Below are 18,307 nucleotides of genomic sequence, written 5' to 3' on the forward strand. Positions count from 1 at the left end.
CAAGACCTATGAAGGCTCGCACCCTGCTCGCGAGCCGCTGCCTTCTAGGCGCGGCACTGGCGCTCACCGCAGTGCACAGCCACGCGGACGAGGGCGGTGTGCCCTTCTGGTTCTCGGGCCAGTATTCGAGTCTTTCTGCCACACCGGCCACGCCCGGCTGGTCACTCACCACGATGGGCTACGGCTACAGCGGCAGCGCCTCGACGGGCAAGCTGCTGCCGAGAGGCAACACCGTGTCGGCGGGGGTGAGTTCCGATGTGGCGTTGCTGCTCGCACAGCTAAGCTACGCGCCAGAGACCCAGTGGCTGGGCGGCCAGGCTTCTCTGGGCGTGGGTTTCGGCTACGGCAGGAACTCGACGAAGGCAGACATTTCAACGTCCGCCCTCGGCGTCCAGCTAAAGCGCACGGATACGACCAACGGCTTCACTGACCTTTACCCGATCGCCAGCATCGCCTGGACACAGGGCGTGCACAACTGGATGACCTACGCGACGGGTGATGTCCCGGTGGGCGCCTACGACAGCAAGAGACTCGCGAACATCGGTATTGGGCATGCGGCCTTCGACGCCGGTGGCGGCTACACCTTTCTGGATCCGCAGAGCGGGCGCGAGTTCTCGGTCGTGGGGGGCCTCACCTACAACTGGGAGAACTCCGACACGAACTACAAGAATGGGGTCGACTCGCATATCGATTGGGCGGCGTCGCAATTCCTCTCGGCCAACTGGGAGGTCGGGCTGGCAGGCTACGTGTACTACCAGCTGACCGGAGACAGCGGATCGGGTGCCAAGCTAGGACCGTTCAAGTCTCGGGTCGCAGCCATCGGACCCGAAATCGGATACGCATTCAAATTAAGGGGTCTGCCGGCCTATGCCAATTTGCGCGCTTACTACGAGTTCTGGGCGCAGAATCGCATCTCAGGCTACTCGGTGTTTGCAACGTTGGTACTGCCACTCGGGAAATGAAGCCTCACTGGGTGCCGAGCGCGCAATTCACACCGCCTTTTGCAAGGCTCCGGCAGATCCCATGGGCCTCGGCACCGGCTTGGCAGTCTGATCTGTCAATGAGGCTGGCAGCGTAAAGCGCAGGCTTGCGCCGCCACCTTCGTTGTTCTCGGCCCATAAGTGCCCGCCGTGCGCCTCGATCAACGAGCGCGAGATCGACAGGCCCATGCCCATCCCGGCGGATTTGGTCGTGAAGAACGACTCGAAGATTTGCTCCGTTCGCTCCCTGGCAATGCCGGCACCGGTGTCGTTGACGGCGATCTCGACCGTGCCGGCGGCACGACGCATTGCGCTGACCACAATGCGCCGGCCCTTGCCTGCGGCTTCATCGATGGCGTCCATGCCGTTGGAGATGAGGTTGAGCAGCACCTGCTGCAGATGGATCCGATCACCCAGCACCGCAGGCAGACCGTGCGCAACTTGCAAGACCACCCGAATGTGCCGCGCCGCCGCATCGGGGCGCACCAGCGCGGTGGCGTCCTCCAGCAGCTCATCGACCTTCAGGGGCACGACTTCGATTTCGTGGCGCCGCAGCATCGCGCGCATGCGGTCGATCACGGCACCGGCGCGCTGGTCATCGGCGCGGATGTCTTCGACGATCTCGCGGATCTCATCGAGGTCCGCATCCCCTGAGCGCAACATCAGTTCAGCGGCTTCGGCGTTGCGAAGGATCGCGCCAAGCGGCTGGTTGATTTCGTGGGCCAGGGCCGCTGCCAATTGGCCCATGACCGACAGGCGGCCCGCATGAGCGATCTCGTCGCGCAGGCACAAATTCTCTCGCTCGGCTTCCTTGCTCGCGGTGATGTCGCTGCATACGCCCCGGCTGCGGACCGCGCGCTGGCGGTCGAATTCGAATCGGCCCTGTGCCGAGATCCACCGCGAATTGCCACTAGCGCCGCCGACGCGAAACTGCATCTGGTAGCGACCGTCCCCGACCCCGGCGGCCGCTTGCGAGAACGCCAACCCGACCGCGTCGCGGTCGTCCGCATGCACCTTCAGCAGCAATGATTCGAAGCTGATCTCCTCGCCCGGCGAGAAGCCGAACAACTGGCGGGTTCTCGGGCTCGCCCAGACGGCGTCGCTCGCCACGTCGCGCATCCACAGGCCGAGTTTTGCGGCCTGCGTGGCAAAGGTCACGCGCTCCTCGCTTTCGCGCAAGGCGTTGACCAGGTTTGCTGCAGAACGCACGTTGCGGCTCAGCTCGTACGCCATTGCAAACACGATGCCCAGGGAGAACAAGCTCACGGTGATGGGCATCTCGATGAAGCCCCAGAACACGAGGATGGCCTGGCCGACGCCGCCCACTGCGAACAGGCAGGTCGTCCCGCCGATGGTGAGGGCGGCGGACCTGTCGCCGCGGCGCCAAGCCGAGCGGCCTGCATCCAGCACAAAGATGGCGAACAGGCCCATTGCCACCTGAGCAACCAGCATCCAATGATTGGGTGTGCCGACAGCGACCGAGACGTTCTCGCCCAGGAACGGCAGGGCGCGCAAGTCCGAGATCTCGTCATAGTTCAATGACTGGCCGCTCAGGAAGTTGGGCACCAGCGTGAAGGTCCTCAGCGCAATGACTGTCCACCCCAGCCAAGGGCGACCGCTCCTGAGATAGCTGCGCACGAAGGCGACCAACGATACGGTGACGAGCCATACCGCCACCTGCCCCACGCGATTCGCAAGCGCATATTCATCTGGCGTCTGCGATTTCATGGCGACGAGTTCGCAGAAGGCAAGCGCGGCCGTCGCCATGGCCAGGAGCGACAGGAACAGACTCGGCCATGCGGCCCGGTCCTTCACCCAAACCAGCAGATGCACTGCAGCCAGCATGAGGCAGGCGGAACCGACCATGGCCCAGACAATGGTGACCCAGCTCATAGAACTCCATTCGTTGCGGACCTCGATTCTCGTTCGAGTCCCGTAACGAAGGCGACGGGATCTAGGAGCGAGCGCGAATCACGTCGGATACAACACCGTTCTCGTTGACTGTGCAGTTGACGTCACGTTGTCCGGCACCGATGGCGAGCGTCACCACGTAGATCCCTTGCTGCATGGTCTCCGTGTCGCCAAGCGGCTTCACGTCTTCCCTTGCGACCTTGTACTCGCGGGAAACAGCATCGACGCAACTGTTTCGTGCAATGACCGGGGACATGAAGCCTCCGATGATCGGCTCCGGAGGGCGGTAGTTGGCACAGCCGCCGACGACCGAACAAAGAACGACGAAAGCTGTAGAACGATGGCGAAAGGACATGCTGATGGTCTGGAGGGTGTGACTCACGAAGAGAGACTCACGAAGTGAGACTCACATGAGGACGAGAACTGCTTGTGCTCATTGGGGCAGGACGCGAGCGGCCTCGCCATTGCCCTGGATGAAGACCCGCTGACCCACTCTCAATCCGGGCGTCACCGGCTGAGTCACCTCGACAAGCACGCCGCTGTCGACTCGAACGAAGATCTGCTGACCTTCAAGTGGCTTGCTGTAGCGTTCCGCGATTTGGCCGCCCGCCATGCTGCCGCCGATCGCGCCCACCACCATGGCGACGTCGCGGCCGGTGCCGCCGCCGATCAGGCTGCCAATTCCCACACCCGCCAGTCCGCCGAGCACCGCGCCCACGCCGGCGTGGTGAGAAGTCGGGATTTCTGTAGGCGAGATCTGCTCAATCTTACCTTGTCGGATCGACACTGATGCTTGCTGCGATGCGGGCACGGCGCAACCCGTGAGAAAGACAGCCATTGCGAATGTGGAAAACAGTGAGAGAAGACGCAATTTCATGACCTCAATAACTCCTGGATTTTGGAAACAGCGCGCACTGTGTGCGCTTCGCGCAGTGGCGTCTACTGCCCTTTAGGGAAGGGGCGCATTCGCCTGTTTACCCATATGCTCGGCCTCAAAACCAATGAGGAGTCCAAGTGGGAATTCGAGTTCGTCCTTACGTCGCGCTGATGGCGCTTGCTTCCGGTGCACTCCTTGCGGGCTGTTCCACGCCGGGCGCAAGCAGCACCGGAATCGTGGCATCCAACAACGCCGAGGCCAAGATCGGCAAGGTTGGATTTCTTACGGAGCCGGCACGGTTGAAGCCCACGCCGGGCGGCGAAGGATTTCTGTGCTGGCTGCAACCCGACGTGAGGTGGAGCAGCTACGACAAGGTCATGATCGAACGCATTCAGGTTTACCTGGAGCCCGGTGCGGTGCAGCGCCCCGTCGACCCGACCGACCTGAAGGCACTGCTGGACTACTTTCATGGCGCATTGGTCAAGAACCTTGCGCCAGTCGTCCAGATCGTTGATGCACCCGGACCAGGCGTGCTCCGCTTGAAGTTCGCGTTGACCTCCCTGATTCCGACCAACACCGTTGCAAGCCTGGCAGGCACGGCGGTGCCCTATGGGTTCGTTGCCGAGATGAGCGCTGGCGCTGCGACCGGCCGCCCTGTGGGCTCGACGCCCTACATGGGCCAGACAGGACTGGAGGCACAGTTCAGGGACGGCGCAACGGGCAAGGTCGTCGGCGAGTGCGCGGACACCGAGATCGGCCTCAAGTACGCCGCCGACCTGAACAAGGGTGCAACGACTGCAGCAGTCGCATGGATGAACGGCTATGCCAGTTCGTTCACGAGCTGGAGCTATGCGCAGGACGCCTTCAACAAGTGGTCGGAGGCGTTCGCCCGCCGTTTCGCTGTCCTGCGCTCGGCGTCACGATGAAAGCGTTCGCTCGGACACGGGCCATCAGCGTCGTGCTGATGGCTCTTTCTTCGGCGGCTTCGCACGCGCAGCAAAGCAACGAGGAGCTCGCCAAGGCGGCGCAGAACCCGCTTGCCAGCTTGATCAGCGTGCCGTTCCAACTCAACACCAACTTTGACACGGGCCCTGAGCAGCGCACGCAGAACGTGCTGAACATCCAACCGGTCGTGCCGTTCAGCCTGAACGAGGATTGGAACCTGATCTCGCGGACCATCATGCCGCTGATCTGGCAGCCGCCCTCCTCCCCGCTTGAAGGCTCCACGTTCGGTCTAGGAGACATCCAGCTCAATGGCTTCTTGTCGCCGAAGAACTCGGGGAGCTGGATCTGGGGCGTTGGTGCCGTGGCACAACTGCCCACCCACACCAACGACAGGCTGGGCAATGACCGCTGGGGCCTGGGTCCCACAGCGGTGGTCCTCCGGCTCGAGAAGGGCAGCCCTTGGGTCTATGGCGCATTGATCAACAACATCTGGTCAGTGAGCAGTTCCTCGGCGGACCCGAAGATCAATCAGCTCACCTTGCAGCCGTTCCTGAACTACAACTTTGCAGGCGGCTTCTACCTGACCTCGTCACCTCTCATCACAGCGAACTGGGAAGCGTCGGGAGGCCAGAAGTGGACTGTGCCCGTGGGCGGCGGGGTCGGCAAGATTGTCCGGTTCGGAAGGCTGCCGGTGAACCTGCAGGCCTCTGCTTACTACAACGTCGAGCGGCCCGACAACGCGCCTCGCTGGTCGATGAGACTCCAGGCGCAGCTGATGTTCCCCAAGTGAGTGTCCAGAAGATGCGCTGGCGACGCGCGATCCACAGCAAGGTGCATCGCAGCGTCATCGCCATCGCCATCGCTCTGGGACCTACGTGGACGACGGCGAGTCGGGCGTAGGGCTGCGACGGACCGTCAGACAAGGAGACGATTTCACAATGAACAAGTCGTATCACAGCCTTTGGAACGCCGCATTGTCGTCCTGGGTAGCAGTACCCGAGACGGCGCGCACACAGAGCAGCGGCAAGTCCCGAGTGGCATCTTGTGTTGGCGGATTGCGGCTCGCCGTCCTGGCCTTCGCCGTAGCAAGCGCCTGGGCGATGCCCGCGGCAGCAGCCACGCTGTACTGGGACACCAACGGCAACACTGCAGGCCTCGGCGGCACGGGCATGTGGGATACCAGCAATCCATCTTGGAATACCAGCAGTACCGGTACCGGTGGCACGCTGTCCGCCTGGAACAACGCGGCGCCGGACAACGCGCTCTTCGCGGGGAGCGCTGGCACCGTGATCCTTACCCAGCCGATCAGCGTAGGTAACGTTAGCTTCAGCACCAACGGTTATGTCCTCAATGCTGGTCAATTGACGCTTGCTGGCACTGGCGGTTCCACCTTCACCACTGCGACCGGGATTACGGCCACCATCAATTCCGCCATAACAGGGACTGCTCCCCTCGTCAAATCAGGGGCCGGCACACTGAACATCTCCAATATCGGCAACAACTATTCCGGCGGCACCGTTGTCTCGCAGGGCACGGTCGTTTCCGGGGCAGGTGTGAACCCGTCGAGTGCGAACAACTATCTCGGGTCCGGCACGATTACCCTTGGCGATGCGAATACCGGATCCGGCAACGTCGCATTGCTGATGAACTACGGTAACTTTTTCACCAATCAAACGGTTTTCGGCAACAACATTGTTGTGAGCAGTCTGGCGGGTGGCCAAGTCACCATCGGCACAACGTTCTTCAGTCCGGGCACCAATGGATCTCAATACAGCGGAACCATCACATTAGGACGTGATGTGACACTGCAGGGAGGCAATGCCGACCGGACAACGTACATAGGAAAGATTACCGGCACCGGAAACCTCACTGTCACCGGGGGCCGCACGACCTTCCAAAACAGCATCAACGATTTTCTGGGTACCGTCACCGTGACGTCTGGCGCGACGTTACAGCTCAGCGCATTGAATGCCGTACCCAGTACATCTGATGTCACGATCAACGCGGGAGGCGTTCTGGACACGGCCGCTGCAGGAGCCCACCAGACCATCAAGTCGCTGAACGGGGCTGGTACCTTCTTGGGGTCGGTCACGGGACACGCGACGACGCTGACCCTGGGTGCCAACAATGGCTCGGGTGTGTTTTCTGGAGCGATTCAGAATGGAGGCGTGGTAAGCCTCGTAAAGACGGGCTCCGGCACGCAGAGCCTCTCAGGAACGGGCAACAGCTATACGGGCAGTACCACGCTCAGCGGCGGCACTCTCAGCGTCACGCGACTGGTTGATGGCGGTGCTGCCAGCAGCATCGGTCAATCGACAAATGCAGCGGGCAACTTGGTGCTCAACGGGGGCGCCTTGAGCTATGTTGGCGCGGCTACGAGTACCAATCGCCTGTTCACCATCAACGGAAGCGGCACGCTGGATGCCTCCGGCAGCGGAGCGTTGACGTTCAGCAACGCGGGCGCCATCGTGGGCAACGGCGTCCTCACGCTCAGCGGCAGCAGCACCAGCAATAATAGTCTGGCGCCAACGCTTGGCGGAACATCGTCGCTCGTCAAAGGCGGAAGTGGAACGTGGATAGTCTCCGGGAACAATTCGTATACCGGCGGCACCGCGTTTAATGGCGGCACTTTGCAGGTGTCCAGTGATGGCAATCTGGGTGCTGCCAGTGGCGCGATACGTTTCGACGGTGGAACTTTGCGCTTGGGCAGTAGCTTCGATCTTGCGATCGGTCGCGCTGTCGTTCTAGGCGCCGGAGGCGGCACGATTGACGTCCAGGGCTTTGATTCCGTGTGGGGCCAGGGCGCCAGTGGCAGCGGCGCACTCACGAAGGCCGGTGCGGGAACACTTGTTCTCACCGGTAGCAACACCTATGGCGGAGGCACGACCATCGCTGGCGGTACCTTGCAGATCGGCGCTGGCGGCACCTCGGGCGCCATCGTCGGCGATGTGACGGACAACGGCGCTCTCATCTTCAATCGCAGCAATGCGTTGACTCTCGAAGGCGCCATCTCAGGAGCCGGAAGCCTCTCGCAGATAGGCGGAGGAGTCACCACCCTGAGCGGCAACAGCAGCACCTTCTCAGGCAGCACCAGCGTCACGAACGGCACCCTGCTGGTCGATGGCGTCCTGGGTGGCTCCGGTAGCGCCATGAGCGTCTCCAATGGCGGCGCCCTTGGCGGCAATGGCACCGTTGGCGGAAGCGTCGCGATCAGCGACGGCATCCTCGCGCCTGGCACCATGCCCGGCAACGTGCCCGGGACGCTGACGATCAACGGCAATCTGTCGCTGACAGGCGCGTCACGGCTCAACTATAAATTCGGGCAGGTCGGCGTCGTCGGCGGTCCTCTCAATGACCTGACGGTGGTGGGCGGCAATCTGACGCTGGACGGCACCCTCAACGTCGCCACCTCGGCAGGCGGCAGCTTCGGCCCTGGCCTGTACCGCGTGATCAGCTATGCCGGCACGCTGACCGACAACGGCCTTGTCCTCGGCACGCAGCCCGTCGGCAGCACGAGCTTCGTGCAGACCGCCGTCGCCAACCAGGTCAACCTGGTCAACACGGCGGGCCTGACGCTGAACTACTGGGACGGCCCCGCCGTGCCGCGCAATAACGGTGTCGTCAACGGCGGCAATGGCACTTGGCAGACCTCAGCCGGCAACGACAACTGGACCGAGGCGACCGGCGCCATCAATGCGCCTTATGCGAACGGCGCCTTCGCGATCTTCTCCGCTGTGCCCGGTACGGTCCAGGTCGACAACAGCTTAGGTGCAGTGGTTTCCGGCGGCATGCAGTTCGCCAGCAGCGGGTATCGTGTGCAGGGCCAGCCCATCACACTGGCGGCCGGCAGCAACACGCTTCGAGTCGGTGATGGCTCGGGGCCGAGCGCGGGTTACGTCGCGACGATTGCGTCCGCGCTGACCGGTGCCGGCGGCATCGACAAGACCGACCTCGGCACCCTCGTGCTCACCGGCACCAACAGCTACACCGGCGGCACCACTGTCAGTGCGGGGACGCTGCAACTGGGCGCTGGTGGCGCGTCCGGGGCGATCGTCGGCAACGTACTCAACAACGGCACACTCGCCTTCAATCGTCCCGATGACGTCATCTTCGATCCCGTCATTTCGGGCGGCGGTGGTGTGATTCAGCGCGGTGCCGGCGCCCTCACCTTCACGGCTGACCAGAGCTATACGGGCGGAACGACCATCAGCAGCGGCGCGCTGAGCCTGGGCAACGGCGGCACGAGCGGGACCGTCGTGGGCAATGTGGTCAACAACGCGGCGCTAGTTTTCAACCGCTCGGACGATCTCAGTTTCGGCGGCGCCATCTCCGGTGCGGGCATGGTCGCGAAGGTCGGCGCCAACAAGCTGGTCCTGACGGGAGACAGTACGTTCACAGGCGGCACAACCATCGCGGGAGGAGGCACGCTTCAACTGGGCAATGGCGGGACCTCGGGCAGCATTGTGGGCGATGTCGTGAACAGCGGCACGCTTGTCTTCAACCGCAGCAACGACCTGAGCTTCGCCGGTTCCATCAGCGGCGCCGGAGCGCTGTCCCACATTGGCAGCAGCAGCACAACGCTCACTGGTGACAGCGGAGCCTTCGCAGGCAGCGCCAGTGTCACGAATGGGGCCTTGTGGATCGAAGGCTTACTGGGCAACGCCGCTAGCACGCTCAACGTGGCGACCGGCGGAACATTGGGAGGTACTGGTACTTTCGGCGGCAGCATGACCATCGCGGATGGCACCCTGGCGCCGGGCAACCCGCTAGGTACGCTGACCATAGGCGGCAATCTTTCGCTGGCCGCGCCGTCGGTACTGGCGTACGAGTTCGGACGGTCGAACGTCGTCGGCGGCGCGCTCAACGACCTCACCCTGGTCGGTGGCAACCTGACCCTGGACGGCACGATCAATGTCAGCGCACCAGGCGGAGGGGCGGCCGGTCCAGGCTTGTACCGCGTGATCAGCTATGGCGGCACGCTGACCAACAATGGCTTGGCGATCGGAACCCAGCCGGCAGGCAGCTCGCTGTTCGTTCAGACGTCCGTGCCGCAGCAAGTCAACCTCGTCAATACCGCGGGTCTCGCTCTGAATTTCTGGGATGCAGGCAACACAACCCGCAACAACGGTGTCATCAACGGCGGCAACGGGGTGTGGCAGGCGACGGGCGGGAATGACAACTGGACCGAGTCGACCGGCGCCATCAATGCGCCCTATGCGACAGGCGCCTTCGGGATCTTCTCGGCCACGCCCGGCACCGTGACAGTGGACAACAGCCTGGGCGACGTCGTATCGGGCGGCATGCAGTTCGCCAGCAGCGGCTATCGCGTGCAGGGGCAGCCCATCACGCTGGCTGCCGGCAGTAACACGCTTCGCGTGGGTGACGGTTCGGGACCGGGCGCCAGCTACCTCGCGACGATTGCATCCTCGCTAAACGGTGCCGGAGGAATCGACAAGACGGACCTGGGCACCCTCGTGCTCACCGGCGCCAACGGTTACACCGGCGGGACCACCATCAGCGCCGGCACTCTGCAAGTCTCGCTGGACACAAACCTCGGTGCCGCAACCGGTGCGCTCAATCTTGCGGGCGGCACGCTCCGGACCACAGGCGACATCGCCACGGCGCGGCCCACCACCATCAGCGCTGCGGTCGGTTCGATCGACACCGCCGCTGGCACAACCCTGACGCACACGGGCAACGTGGCAGGCGGCGGCGCCTTGCTGAAGCTCGGCGCCGGCACGCTCGTGCTGGGTGCCGATGCCACCTACCGCGGCGGCACCACCATCGCTGGCGGCACGCTGCGATTGGGCAACGGCGGCACGATGGGCAGCATCGTTGGCAATGTCTTGAACAACGGTGCGCTGGTATTCGACCGCAGTGATTCGCTGACCTTCGCGGGGGCCATCAGCGGCAGCGGCACGGTCACCAAACTCAACGGCGCGAATCTCACTCTCGCAGGAGCGAACAGCTACAGCGGCGGCACTGCGCTGAAGGGCGGGCAGATCACGGTCGGCAACAACAATGCGCTCGGCAGCGGCGCGCTGTCCATGGACGAAGGCACGACGCTGGGCTTCGCGGCGGACAGACTGAAGTTGGGCAATGCCGTAGTGCTGACCGGCACGAGCGATCCGGTCATCGACACCGGCTCCTTCACCGAAACGCTGTCGGGCGTCATCTCGGGCGGCGGCGCACTCACGAAGAATGGAAGCGGTACGTTGGTGGTGTCGGGTGCCAACACCTACAGCGGTGCCACCAACGTGGCTTTCGGAAGCCTGCAAGCGGGCGCCGCCAACAGTTTCAGCGCGGCATCTGCCCACAGGGTCGCCGCGGGTGCCACGCTCGATACCGGCGGATTCAATCAGCGCGTGGCCGCGTTGACGAACAGCGGCACGGTCAATCTGGCAAGTGGCGTCGCGGGCAGCGCACTGACCGTTGCAGGACCCTACGTGGGCAAAGGCGGCCTCCTGCGTCTGGGCACGACTCTGAACGGCAGCGCCAGCGCGAGCGACAGGCTGGTACTCGACGGACCGACTGCCGTGGCGAGTGGCAGCACCAGCGTGCAGATCGTGAATCTCGGCGGCCTCGGCGGCTTGACCACGGGCAATGGCATCGAGGTCATCAGCGCGACCAACGGTGCCACCACGACCGCGCAGACCACCCGCAACGCATTCAGCCTCGCAGGCGGTCACGTGGATGCGGGTGCCTATGAATACCGCCTCATCGCCGCGGACGCGCTGGGTGCCGGCGAGAACTGGTACTTGCGTTCAACCACCACGCTCGTCATTCCGCCACCCGTCGATGAAGTGCTGCCTCCCGGACAGCCAACGACACCTGCGCCGCCGCCCGTTCAGCTCCCGACATACCGCGCGGAGGTTCCATTGGTGGCCGCTTTGCCTTCGCAGCTCAGGCAGGCAGATCTGGCGATGCTCGGTAACCTGCACCGGCGCGTGGGCGACGAAGATCCAGCGACCCTCGCCAGCACCGCCGTCGGCACCGCCCCAGACTCGGCGAGCACAGGCGCGCGCCGCACGTGGGGCCGCCTCGTCTATGCCGACCTGGACATCCAGCAGCAAGGCATCGCTCAGCCGCACAGCGATGGCAGGCTGAGCGGCCTGCAGGTCGGCACCGACCTGTTCGCCACCGATGCATGGAAGGCCGGCATCTACGTCGGCTATCTCGACGGCAGCGCCGATGTCAGCGGGAATGCGCGCGGCCTCACGGCACGAGTGGGCAACAACGACCTGCGCTCGCGCTTCCTTGGTGGGTACGCGACCTGGATGGATGCGAGCGGCTGGTATGTCGACAGCGTGCTGCAGGGCGCGAGCCAGCGCTACAACGTGAACCCCGACATCAACCCCCACGCCTCGGGCAAGGCCAGCAGCTTCTCGGCCTCGGTCGAAAGCGGCAAGGCCTTTGCGCTGAACGAGCGCTGGAGCATCGAGCCGCAGGCGCAGCTTGCGTGGCAGCACAGCAGCTTCGATGATCTGGTGCTCGGTGGCGCGCGCGTGCGGCAGGACGCCGGCGACGGCTGGATCGGACGGCTTGGCGTGCGCGTCAAGGGCGATCTCGCAACGGGTGCGGGAAGGCTACAGCCCTATGGCCGCGTGAATGTCTACTACGCGAGCTTCGGCGATGACGTCGCCAGCTTTGTCGGCCCTGCGGGCGTGACTGCCATCGTCAGCCCGGGCGGCTACAGCGCTGCCGAAGTGGCCGCGGGCGCGACGCTGTCGCTCACAAGAGCGACCAGTCTCTACGGGGAAATCGGCCACATGTGGAGCATCGGCGGCAATGCCAGCGTCAAGGCATCCGTGCAGGCATCGGCAGGGCTCAAAGTGCGTTGGTAGCGAAGCGCCATTGATAAGATTCGGTGGCGTCTCGTTGCGCGTGAGTTCGCAAGCTCAGGGCCGCATTCGGGCCTCTCACCACCCTCTGATCAACCCTCAAGATGAAATACCGATCGCCAGAAGATTTCCTGAACTGCGTTGCGACACGCAATCCCGACCAGCCGGAGTTTCTGCAGGCTGTCGGGGAAGTGATCGAAAGCTTGTGGCCGTATGTTCAGAAGCATCCCAAGTATGCGGACAACGGACTGCTCGATCGCCTTGTCGAACCTGAGCGGATCATCATTTTTCGCGTGTCCTGGGTGGACGACCACGGCGATGTCCAAGTGAACCGCGGCTACCGTGTCCAGCACAGTTCGGCCATCGGACCCTTCAAAGGTGGATTGCGCTTTCATCCCTCGGTGGACCTGTCGATCTTGAAGTTCCTCGCGTTCGAGCAGACTCTGAAGAATGCGTTGACGACGCTCCCCATGGGCGGTGGCAAAGGCGGATCCGACTTTGATCCCAAGGGGCGCAGCCCGGGCGAGATCATGCGGTTCTGCCAGGCATTCGTGAGCGAGCTTTTCCGCCACCTGGGCGCGGACCGGGATGTACCCGCGGGCGACATCGGTGTTGGCGCGCGTGAGATCGGATTCATGGCGGGCATGATGAAGAAGCTCAGCAACAGCGCAGACTGCGTCTTCACCGGCAAGGCATTGAGCTATGGCGGATCACTGATTCGACCGGAAGCTACAGGTTACGGCGTTGTCTACTTCGTCGAGGAAATGCTCCGGCAAGAGGGTCGCTCGCTTGAAGGGCTGCGGATCAGCGTCTCCGGGTCAGGGAACGTGGCGCAGTTCGCGATCGAGAAAGCGATGGCGCTTGGCGCCCGTGTGGTCACGGTTTCGGACTCGAGCGGCACGGTGTACGACGAGACGGGTTTCACGTCGGACAAGCTGGCTCAACTGATGGAAGTGAAGAACCATCTCTATGGCCGGGTGGACGAGTACGCCCGCCGGGTTGGCGCCGAGTTTCATGCAGGAAAGCGTCCCTGGATCGTGCCTGTCGACGTTGCGCTGCCCTGTGCCACGCAGAATGAACTCGGCGGCGAAGACGCGGCTACGTTGGTCCGCAATGGCGTGCGCTGTGTCGCCGAGGGCGCGAACATGCCCTCCACCATGGACGCCATTCGAACGTTCGAAAGCAGCGGCGTTCTGTTCGCGCCGGGCAAAGCCAGCAACGCCGGTGGCGTAGCCACCTCGGGACTTGAAATGAGTCAGAACGCGATGCGCATCTCGTGGCCACGTGAGGAAGTCGACACGCGCCTGCACGGCATCATGCGCAGCATTCACGAGGCTTGCCGCCACCACGGGCGACGGGAAGACGGAACGATCAGCTACGTGAGCGGCGCCAATGTCGCCGGATTTGTAAAGGTCGCGGACGCGATGCTGGCGCAAGGGGTCATCTGACCGAAGCCCCGGTCATCAACTTCGACGGGTGGCACTACGCACTACCACGAGAGAAGTCTCCCTTGCACTCAACCGGAACCCTGCGCGGCATTGCCGCCATGCTGCTTGCTTGCGCCTTCTTCGCCTGCATGGACGCGCTGCTCAAGAACCTCGCCGGGCACTACCCGCCGGTGCAAGTGATGGCACTGCGCGGCCTCACGGCGCTGCCCCTGGTGTGCGCGTACATCGTGTGGCGGCGCGAGGTTTCCGGCGTGTTCAACCGCCGCCTGCGTTGGCGCCTGCACCTGTTGCGCGTCGTGCTGAACATGACGATGCTCGTGCTCTTCGTCAACGGCCTGAAGATCCTGGGTCTGGCGCAGGCCTACACGCTCAGTTTCATTGCTCCATTTCTGATGGTGCTCATTGCGGTGCCGATGCTGGGCGAACCAGTCCAACCTCGGCATTGGATCGCTATCGGGCTGGGCTTCATTGGCGTTGTGATCGCACTGCGGCCGGACCAGAGCGCCTTTCTTTCGATTGGTGCGTTGTCGGTGCTGGCAGCCGCGGTCTGCTATGCGCTGTCGAACATGCTGGGTCGGCTCATCAGCCGCACCGAATCGAGTTCAGCCCTGGTCTTCTGGACCACGGCAGGCATGGCAGTGGGAGGCAGCCTTTTGTCAACACCTGGTTGGGTCCCGCTTGAGCCTGAGCACACGTGGGTGCTTGCAGGCCTGGCGATCAGCGGCTTTCTCGGACAAATGTGCATTGCAGAGGCCTTCCGGCACGGCCAAGCCGCCGCCATCGCCCCGTTCGAATACAGCGCGTTGGCGTGGGGGCTCGTGCTGGACTGGCTTTTCTGGCGGGCCACGCCCGACGCATGGACGTTGGGCGGCGGCGCACTCATCATTGCAAGCGGACTCTGGCTTGCGCGAAGCGAAGCGTCGAGGTCCGGGCCGCCGAACCGGCAGACCGCCTGAGCAGCGCGGCGCGGTCAGCCTCGAAGATAGTCATCCAGGCCCGCGATGTTCAGCCTGTGCGAGCGCAGCATTTCCGCCAGTTCATTTTGAAGGCGCTCTTCGCGCAATCGAGGCGTCAGGCTCTCCAGCTTTCTCACCACCCAGGACTGGCCGCGATTGAGAAATTCCAGCCGCTTTCTCCGATCGGGAATGGCTATCAGTTTGTTGTAGAACTCGCCGGTGCGCGTGCTGGGCACCGCATTGCAAGCCTGTATTCCCCGGATCAGGACGCCGCACCACTTCACTTCGTCTTTCCATATGCCGCGCGCGATTGTCCTGAGTGCGTCATCGTCGGTCTCGCGGGCAAGCTCCATGGACACGCGGGCGCCGGCGCGTTCTGCCTCCAGCAGCTCGTTCAATGCGCCAATCACCTCATCGTCGTCTGCGAGGTCCACATACGCCGCTTCCAACTCGTTGGCGTAGCAAACGGGCGAGGCGAATTCAATCTTCTCAGTCACCGAGTCCGTCCGCACAAACAGCGCTGCCGCAGCCTCAGCCGCAATTTTCTCGATGCGTTCGCCCGCAGCCAGAACGTGCCGGATGCGCGCCGCACCTTCCCCTGCATACAAGGCCATGGCCTCCAGGTCGCCAGTCGTGGTTCGCAGCGGTGAGTCGGTACTGAAAAGGTAGATCGGTCGATCTGCTTCGCGGCCTATCGGCGTCAGTTCATGTCCAAACGGGTCGCCTCGCTCACCTCGAGTGACGCTGTTTTGCAGCACCCGAACCTGTGCATCGGGTGGCCAGTTGATGTGAAAGGCATGCGTCAAGATCGTGTCCCCGTCACGCGAGTCGACAATCGCGTCCTTGTGGAAGTCATGGGCGAACGACTCTTGGGTTGCCAGCAAGGCCGTACCGAGCACCGCGCCTTGTGCGCCCAACGACAGCATGTTCGCGACGTCCTGACCATCCGCCATGCCGCCCGCCGCGAGGACCGGAATGTCGACCTTGGCAAGCACGTCCGCGAGCAAATCGGCCAACGGCTGGTTGCCGCGCACATGACCACCAGCCTCCCTCCCCTGCGCGATCAGCACCTGGGCTCCGGATCGCTCCGCCAACACTGCCTCTTCGGCACTGCCGATCTGGCACATGACGAGCGTGCCCGCTTCGCGAAAGCGGCCGATGATGGCTTGTGAAAGATCCCAGAACAAACTTACGACGGGCACCTTCAGTTGAATGCAGGTCGTTACTTGTTCGTCGAGCAGCTTCCTTGGAGTGGCCGCGGGGATGATGCTCACGCCGAAAGGGCGGCTGGTGAACGAGCGAACCTTCTCGACCTCGCGCCGGATCAGATCCACTGGCTCCCTCACCATGCCGAGCAGTCCGAAGCCGCCCGCCTCGCTTACTGCGCAGACGAGTTCAGAGCGCGAGACTCCGCCCATCCCCGCGAGGACCAGCGGGTAGCGGCATTCCAGCAGATCGCACACAGGGCGATACAGCGCGCCCGAGCGCAGAGGCTCGCGAGCATTGGACTCATCAGTGATCGTCATGGGCAGGCAGCTTGCAGGGTACGTTGGAACATGAGGGACTCAGAACATCACGCCATAGTCCCCGTATTGCAGCCTGCGGTCGTTCACGCCGCAGACACCCGGAATGTTTTCCGCGGCGATTCGCGCGGCATCACGATCGGCGGCTCGCTGGACAATTCCGACGAAGCTCACGACCCCTTCGTGAACGAAAACGTTCGACCATCCGCCGGACCACCACGAGTGTGAGCTCAATTCGGCCAGCAGACGCTTGCGGATGGAATCATCATCGAGGCTCTGTGCGTCGGAATGCGCCGCGAAGTCATGACTCGTTGCAATAGCGCGCATCAGATCGGCACGCGTCACCAATCCGCGCAATTCGCCTTCCTCGAGTACCGGGACACGGCGGATGTGGCGCGCCTCGAAGATCGAAGCGATCTGACCGAGTGGCGCATCGACATTCACGCTCACGAAGTTGCCACTCATGACATCCCTGACGTGCCCGCCATAGGCCCTGACATAGGCGCGAGGACTCGGATCGACTCCCACGAGCCGCTGCCACCATGTGCGGCCATCGGCACAGCGATCCGTTCCGATCTCGTGCCGATGCACAAGATCGCCGTCACCGACCACGCCTACGACCTTGTTGTCCTCCATCACCAGCACGCCGCTGATGCGACGCGCCAGAAGGATGCCGATCACTTCGTGCAGGGCCGTATCGGGCGTCACGGTGATGACCGGGGTGGTCATGATGTCGCCAGCCTTCATGTCGTTCTCCTCTTCAGGGGCAGAAGCGCAAAAGCGTCCGCGTCGAAGCTATTGTTGTGCCAGCGTACGCTCCTTGTAAAACGAGTTTTATTGCTTGTTGAATGCAATAATTCCTCATCGATATTGGAAGGCCGGACCATGGATCTGACGCTCGCAGAGACCTTCTTGCGGATCGCTCAGGTCCGAAGCTTTCTGCGCGCGGCAGAGCAGTTGCATGTCACGCCTACTTCAGTCAGCGCCAGGGTCAGGACTCTCGAGCAGTTGCTCGGACGCAGTCTCTTCGTGCGAAACAAGTCCGGCGCTGTCCTGACACCGGCGGGCGAACAGTTCCTTCCGCATGCGACCAGCCTGATGCAGGTGTGGGAGCGCGCTCGGCACCAGGTCGCCGTGCCCGCGGGACGCCGCGCCGTCATGACGATCGGCTGCGAGGTCAGCCTGTGGGACCCGCTTGTGCTTCAGTGGCTACTCTGGATGCGCTCGGCCGCGCCGCATCTCGCGATTCGCGCGGAAGTGGGGCTTCCTTCGGAGCTTCTTGAAAAGATCGTCAGCGGCGTCCTGGACATTGCCATCGTCTACGCACCGCAGCGGCGGCCCAATCTTCGGATCGAACTCCTGATTGAAGAGAAGTTGATCATGGTGACCACGTCCAAGCGGCTGCGCGCGCCACGCCCCGAAGACTATGTCTACGTCGACTGGGGCCCTGAGTTCGCGGCGCAACATGGCCTGGCGTTTCCAGAACTTTCCAACGCGGCGGTGAAAGTGGGGCTTGGGCCGCTAGGGCGCGAGTATTTGCTCAGCGCCGGCGGCACTGGGTATTTTCGACAGGACGTGATCCGCGAGCACCTCGACAACGGCCGGCTGCACAAGGTGCCTGGCATGCCCGAATTCCTCTATCCAGCCTATGCCGTCTATGCGGCCGGTGCCGACGCGAACATCGTCAAACCCGCACTGGTCGGGTTGAGAAATGTGGCACGGTCCGGCCGAGAGGGAGCGAGCGCGCCGGCTTCGAAGTCGCGGCAACCCAAGAGGCGGCCAAAGTCGTCCCGATAGGCAGAGCGGCTATGGCTATGCTCAGTGCG

Annotated in this window: 12 protein-coding genes; 7 read left to right on the forward strand and 5 right to left on the reverse strand. The window is 63.3% G+C overall.

The features are described from left to right. Positions 1-8 precede the first annotated feature (8 nt). A complete protein-coding gene (locus AC1DEK_RS05830) occupies positions 9-962 on the forward strand; it encodes a SphA family protein (RefSeq protein WP_478124267.1) in 954 nt (317 codons plus the stop codon). 27 nt (positions 963-989) lie between these two features. On the opposite strand, the gene AC1DEK_RS05835 is transcribed toward AC1DEK_RS05830, so the two are convergent. The 3 genes from AC1DEK_RS05835 to AC1DEK_RS05845 form a co-directional block, all read right to left on the reverse strand. Further along, positions 990-2,873 carry an ATP-binding protein gene (locus AC1DEK_RS05835; RefSeq protein WP_478124268.1) on the reverse strand — a complete coding sequence of 628 codons (1,884 nt, stop codon included), beginning with the start codon at positions 2,871-2,873 and terminating at the stop codon, positions 990-992. Positions 2,874-2,934: 61 nt separating this feature from the next. After that, positions 2,935-3,273, reverse strand: coding sequence for a hypothetical protein (locus AC1DEK_RS05840; RefSeq protein ID WP_478124269.1), 339 nt, complete (start codon positions 3,271-3,273; stop codon positions 2,935-2,937). Positions 3,274-3,324: 51 nt separating this feature from the next. Beyond that, complete coding sequence (locus AC1DEK_RS05845) at positions 3,325-3,768, reverse strand: outer membrane lipoprotein (protein WP_478124270.1); 444 nt, start codon at positions 3,766-3,768, stop codon at positions 3,325-3,327. 137 nt (positions 3,769-3,905) lie between these two features. Here AC1DEK_RS05845 and AC1DEK_RS05850 point away from each other — a divergent pair, with 137 nt between their 5' ends. The 5 genes from AC1DEK_RS05850 (at position 3,906) to AC1DEK_RS05870 (ending at position 14,958) form a co-directional block, all read left to right on the forward strand. Next, positions 3,906-4,694 (forward strand): DUF3313 domain-containing protein, encoded by a 789-nt coding sequence (locus tag AC1DEK_RS05850; protein ID WP_478124271.1) that lies wholly within the window; start codon positions 3,906-3,908, stop codon positions 4,692-4,694. Continuing rightward, complete coding sequence (locus AC1DEK_RS05855) at positions 4,691-5,503, forward strand: transporter family protein (RefSeq protein WP_478124272.1); 813 nt, start codon at positions 4,691-4,693, stop codon at positions 5,501-5,503. The genes AC1DEK_RS05850 and AC1DEK_RS05855 overlap by 4 nt, the downstream gene beginning before the upstream one ends. Before the next feature lie 148 nt (positions 5,504-5,651). Next, positions 5,652-12,557, forward strand: coding sequence for an autotransporter-associated beta strand repeat-containing protein (locus tag AC1DEK_RS05860; RefSeq protein ID WP_478124273.1), 6,906 nt, complete (start codon positions 5,652-5,654; stop codon positions 12,555-12,557). Positions 12,558-12,658: 101 nt separating this feature from the next. Continuing rightward, complete coding sequence (gdhA, locus tag AC1DEK_RS05865; RefSeq protein ID WP_478124274.1) at positions 12,659-14,002, forward strand: NADP-specific glutamate dehydrogenase; 1,344 nt, start codon at positions 12,659-12,661, stop codon at positions 14,000-14,002. Between the two features lie 62 nt (positions 14,003-14,064). Next, complete coding sequence (locus AC1DEK_RS05870; RefSeq protein WP_478124275.1) at positions 14,065-14,958, forward strand: DMT family transporter; 894 nt, start codon at positions 14,065-14,067, stop codon at positions 14,956-14,958. 14 nt (positions 14,959-14,972) lie between these two features. On the opposite strand, the gene AC1DEK_RS05875 is transcribed toward AC1DEK_RS05870, so the two are convergent. Beyond that, the gene (locus AC1DEK_RS05875) at positions 14,973-16,484 is read right to left on the reverse strand and encodes a nitronate monooxygenase (protein ID WP_478124276.1); all 1,512 of its coding nucleotides are present in this window, start codon (positions 16,482-16,484) and stop codon (positions 14,973-14,975) included. 39 nt (positions 16,485-16,523) lie between these two features. Further along, a complete protein-coding gene (locus AC1DEK_RS05880) occupies positions 16,524-17,228 on the reverse strand; it encodes a CBS domain-containing protein (protein WP_478124277.1) in 705 nt (234 codons plus the stop codon). Between the two features lie 138 nt (positions 17,229-17,366). On the opposite strand from AC1DEK_RS05880, the gene AC1DEK_RS05885 reads away from it, so the two are divergent. Continuing rightward, on the forward strand, positions 17,367-18,278 hold the full coding sequence (locus tag AC1DEK_RS05885) for a LysR family transcriptional regulator (RefSeq protein WP_478124278.1): 912 nt from the start codon (positions 17,367-17,369) through the stop codon (positions 18,276-18,278). The last annotated feature ends 29 nt before the right edge of the window (positions 18,279-18,307 follow it).

It is taken from the genome of Variovorax sp. 10N420 (genome assembly GCF_056394705.1).

Coding starts and splice junctions, on each gene's coding strand:
- AC1DEK_RS05830 (WP_478124267.1), top strand. CDS start 9: ATGAAGGCTCGCACCCTGCTCGCGAGCCGCTGCCTTCTAGGCGCGGCA.
- AC1DEK_RS05835 (WP_478124268.1), bottom strand. CDS start 2,873: ATGAGCTGGGTCACCATTGTCTGGGCCATGGTCGGTTCCGCCTGCCTC.
- AC1DEK_RS05845 (WP_478124270.1), bottom strand. CDS start 3,768: ATGAAATTGCGTCTTCTCTCACTGTTTTCCACATTCGCAATGGCTGTC.
- AC1DEK_RS05855 (WP_478124272.1), top strand. CDS start 4,691: ATGAAAGCGTTCGCTCGGACACGGGCCATCAGCGTCGTGCTGATGGCT.
- AC1DEK_RS05860 (WP_478124273.1), top strand. CDS start 5,652: ATGAACAAGTCGTATCACAGCCTTTGGAACGCCGCATTGTCGTCCTGG.
- gdhA (WP_478124274.1), top strand. CDS start 12,659: ATGAAATACCGATCGCCAGAAGATTTCCTGAACTGCGTTGCGACACGC.
- AC1DEK_RS05875 (WP_478124276.1), bottom strand. CDS start 16,484: ATGACGATCACTGATGAGTCCAATGCTCGCGAGCCTCTGCGCTCGGGC.
- AC1DEK_RS05880 (WP_478124277.1), bottom strand. CDS start 17,228: ATGAAGGCTGGCGACATCATGACCACCCCGGTCATCACCGTGACGCCC.
- AC1DEK_RS05885 (WP_478124278.1), top strand. CDS start 17,367: ATGGATCTGACGCTCGCAGAGACCTTCTTGCGGATCGCTCAGGTCCGA.